3 protein-coding genes and 2 pseudogenes are annotated in these 3211 nt (G+C 56.5%); 1 reads left to right on the top strand and 4 read right to left on the bottom strand.

All coding sequences use genetic code 11. The features are described from left to right. Positions 1-215 precede the first annotated feature (215 nt). On the top strand, positions 216-770 hold the full coding sequence (locus tag COGEMETH_RS25065; RefSeq protein ID WP_238185377.1) for a Ros/MucR family transcriptional regulator: 555 nt from the start codon (positions 216-218) through the stop codon (positions 768-770). A gap of 6 nt (positions 771-776) precedes the next feature. On the opposite strand, the gene COGEMETH_RS25060 is transcribed toward COGEMETH_RS25065, so the two are convergent. From COGEMETH_RS25060 to COGEMETH_RS25045, 4 genes and pseudogenes are all read right to left on the bottom strand, one after another. Next, on the bottom strand, positions 777-1139 hold the full coding sequence (locus COGEMETH_RS25060; RefSeq protein WP_238185376.1) for a hypothetical protein: 363 nt from the start codon (positions 1137-1139) through the stop codon (positions 777-779). 218 nt (positions 1140-1357) lie between these two features. After that, positions 1358-1869, bottom strand: a pseudogene (locus tag COGEMETH_RS25055) (hypothetical protein). A gap of 123 nt (positions 1870-1992) precedes the next feature. Further along, positions 1993-2268 (bottom strand): annotated as a pseudogene (locus tag COGEMETH_RS25050) (ATP-binding domain-containing protein); the annotation flags it as partial. A gap of 187 nt (positions 2269-2455) precedes the next feature. Beyond that, positions 2456-2851, bottom strand: a complete 396-nt coding sequence (locus tag COGEMETH_RS25045; protein ID WP_238185375.1) for a hypothetical protein — start codon at positions 2849-2851, stop codon at positions 2456-2458. Between the last annotated feature and the right edge of the window lie 360 nt (positions 2852-3211).

The following is a 3211-nucleotide window of genomic DNA, read 5'->3' as shown; positions in this document are numbered from 1 at the left end:
TTCAATGGGGGCTGACCAGTGCCGCGTCGGTGTGAGTTGAATCCTTCAATTCCATGCCAGCGGCAGCTGCGAGACGGTCTCTACCGGTCATCCCAGCCAGATTTTTGTAATCTCTGGCGGAAAAAGATGACAACGAAGCATTTCGTGCTTGGGACGGCTTGACGACAGGGTCATTTTGGAATGTTCGTTATACTCCGTATTCGGAGGCGACTAAAATGGACGAAGGCACTTCAACCGCTCAGATGGATACCATCGAGTTGGCCGCAGAAATTGTCTCGGCTTACGTGTCGAACAATCCGGTTCCAGCGACTGAGCTTTCAGCGCTCATCGCTGGCGTCCACGTTGCGCTGACTGGCCTCACGAACAAAGGCGCAACGGTCGATGCGGGGCCGGAGAAGGCGACGCCCGCTCAGATCAAGAAGTCGATGACGCCGGAGCACCTCGTCAGCTTCGAGGACGGCAAGAGCTACAAAACCCTGCGGCGGCACCTGACCCTGCGCGGCCTGACACCCGAGGCCTACCGGGAGAAGTGGGGCTTGCCCCGAGACTACCCGATGACCTCGTCGAACTATTCGGCACAGCGGTCCGAATTGGCTCGTACCCTCGGCCTGGGCCAGCAGCGCCGGAAGGCTGCCGCGAAGTCCTCTGTTGCAGCCGAGACGGTATCCGAGGCACCGAAGAAGGTTGGTCGACCTCGGAAAGCACCTGCTGCAGCGGCACCGAAGGCGGGCGGCCGGAAGAAGGCTCCCGCTGCTGCAGCGGCTGAGTGAAGCCCCTCAGCGCCGCAGCATTTCGATCCACGAGGTGAGCGGATCCATGACGTAGGCGGCAACGGATGCCGCCCACGCCTTCGCGCGGTCCGGCAATGACCGGCTGCCGCGCCGCACGTCCCCGTCCTCGGCCATGCGCGCTGCCACGAAGGCGTCCTCGTATGGCTTGCATTCGTCCAGAGCATTGCGCTGGGAGCCAGCCTTGCTTTGCACCGCCGGCTGTCGCGCAAAGGCTTCACGAACGCAGCCGTTCCACGCCTGCTCCAAGGCTGCAAGATCGGCTGACGACCCGGTGGGTGCAGCCGCTCGGACCGCGTTCGGAGGGCTCGCAGCACCGATCAAGACAAGGATGAACACCGACTTCCGCATGTCGATAATATCGCTGATTCGGAGGGCTACGGGCAAGAACGTAGCGGCAACACTCCCGCGGGCCTTGCGCGGTTGAGGCCGTCCATAGGTGCCTGCGAAGGTGTGACTCACGTGTTCTGTAGTCCGTCTCCACTACATTCAAGACTCAAAAACGATCCGCTGGGCTCAAGCACATTCAAAATGTGTATGTTATTTGCCTGCAAGCGAAGATGAGCCTGTCACTCGGCCGCTTCATCTGGCTCGATTTGGTCGTGTCGAGTTGTGCCATCAGCACTACCGACGTCTTCAATCTTCTCGTCGTCCGCTCGCACGCCCTCGGCCGTGTAGAAGTCGCCGCGCCGCACCGCTTCGCCCCTCGTCACCATGACGCTGAGATACGCGTTGAGCGTGCCTTCTGCGACGTCTGGAAGCCGACGGGCAATCTCCGCCTGTGACAGGCCCTGCGGTCCAGTCTCATGCAGCAACGCCCTGAGCCGGCCTTTAGCCGAGTTGGCCCCTGGGCCGCGCACGCCACGAGCGGTCCCGCGTTGAGCTCGCGTATGGCCGTCGTCGGCATCCGATAGCAGGCCCCCGGCGTCGAGCGGTGCCCCTCGACAATGGCGGCCAACGCCTTCTCCGCGAGCTTCAGCTTCGCCAATTCCGTGCTGATCCGGTCGAACTCGGATTGCAACTCAGCCTTGCGCTGCCTCACGTCGGCAAGTGCCTTCACGAGCGTATCACCCTCGGTCATCTTTCAACTCATAGTGTGGTCGCAAAACGAGCGGTCCACCATCCACAGCGTCTCCAAGCCTAAGGTTCGGAAAGGCCGTGTAGCAGCTTGCGCCATCGGGCGGCCATGTACATCACAGGTCCGTCATCGCGCCAGCCATTCGCGCAGCTTGGTCCAGCGTGGACGCATATTGCCCCCGCGTACGGCGATCCCAATCGCTTTGCGCTGCCCGATCAGCACGACGAGGCGTTTGCCCCGCGTCACCCCTGTGTAGAGGAGGTTGCGCGCCAGCATCGTCCAGTGCTGCATCGCCAGCGGGATCACCACCGCCGGGTATTCCGAGCCCTGCGATTTGTGGATCGTCGTGGCATAGGCCGGCACCAGGGTGTCGAGTTCGCCGTAGGGGTAGGCCACCTCCCGCTCGTTGGAGCTGTATATATAGCAAGGTCGATTAAATTTTCAAAATTACATGGAGTAGGCGGCGGAAGCATACGCAAAGCATCAGAGAATTTGTTTATGCAAACTCAAACACTTCCTGTACCGACCGCTCGCCTTGTATTTACTTGGATGCTTAACTCAGTATAAATTGAGTCAAACAACAAATCTTCTACTTTGTCGCGCCGATAGAATGCTCAGGTTCATTTGCATCATCATAGTTGTGAGTTAGGCATATCTCATACCTTGCCTGCGAAAGCTCACCTACCAAATTGAACGCTTTGTACTGAAGCATAGGGAACAAACTTGAGAATACATCACTCGCAGCACGAGTTATTGCGATGATTACCGATGTAAGCGCCTCTCCAGTAACAAATTTACCCGTCTCAGAGTCAATAATCATATTTCTAATCAAATTAAAAGTGGAATATTCAGCTATTAACGCATTCATATTCGTTTGCTCTTCTTTAGAACAGCATCTGAGCTTTACATAATTCAACGCCTTGATCGCATCCTCAAAGACCTCATCACATTCAGCAATCAGATCAGACTTTTTTCTCGCATTCATTTCGCCAGACTCCGTGTTTTATAGTTCTAAAGAACCAGATCATTTTTTAACTTCGATCGAATTTGATCGACAAACAAGACATACATAGGTCATTAGCCGAGGTCAACATCAGTCAAACAGTCTATTAAGGTCTTACTTGGTGTTATATCGTCCAGCAAGGTCTACATCTGTCCAAAAAAATATGCGCCGTTCTTCGTTTGGGTGGTCCAGACATCGTATATTAGTCCCGCCAAAGCCGAGCTGCCGATGGTGCCTTGGTGTCTGTCCGGCGTCATATTGAATGATGCGAGCGGTTTGTGATTGAAGGCAGCCGATTCTGGGAGGCTGCCGATGTGGACGAGCGAGAACCGGGCCCGCTAC

The sequence above is a fragment of the Methylobacterium trifolii genome (genome assembly GCF_022179685.1).
GTDB lineage: Bacteria > Pseudomonadota > Alphaproteobacteria > Rhizobiales > Beijerinckiaceae > Methylobacterium > Methylobacterium trifolii.
This window is presented reverse-complemented; position numbering and strand designations above follow the sequence as displayed.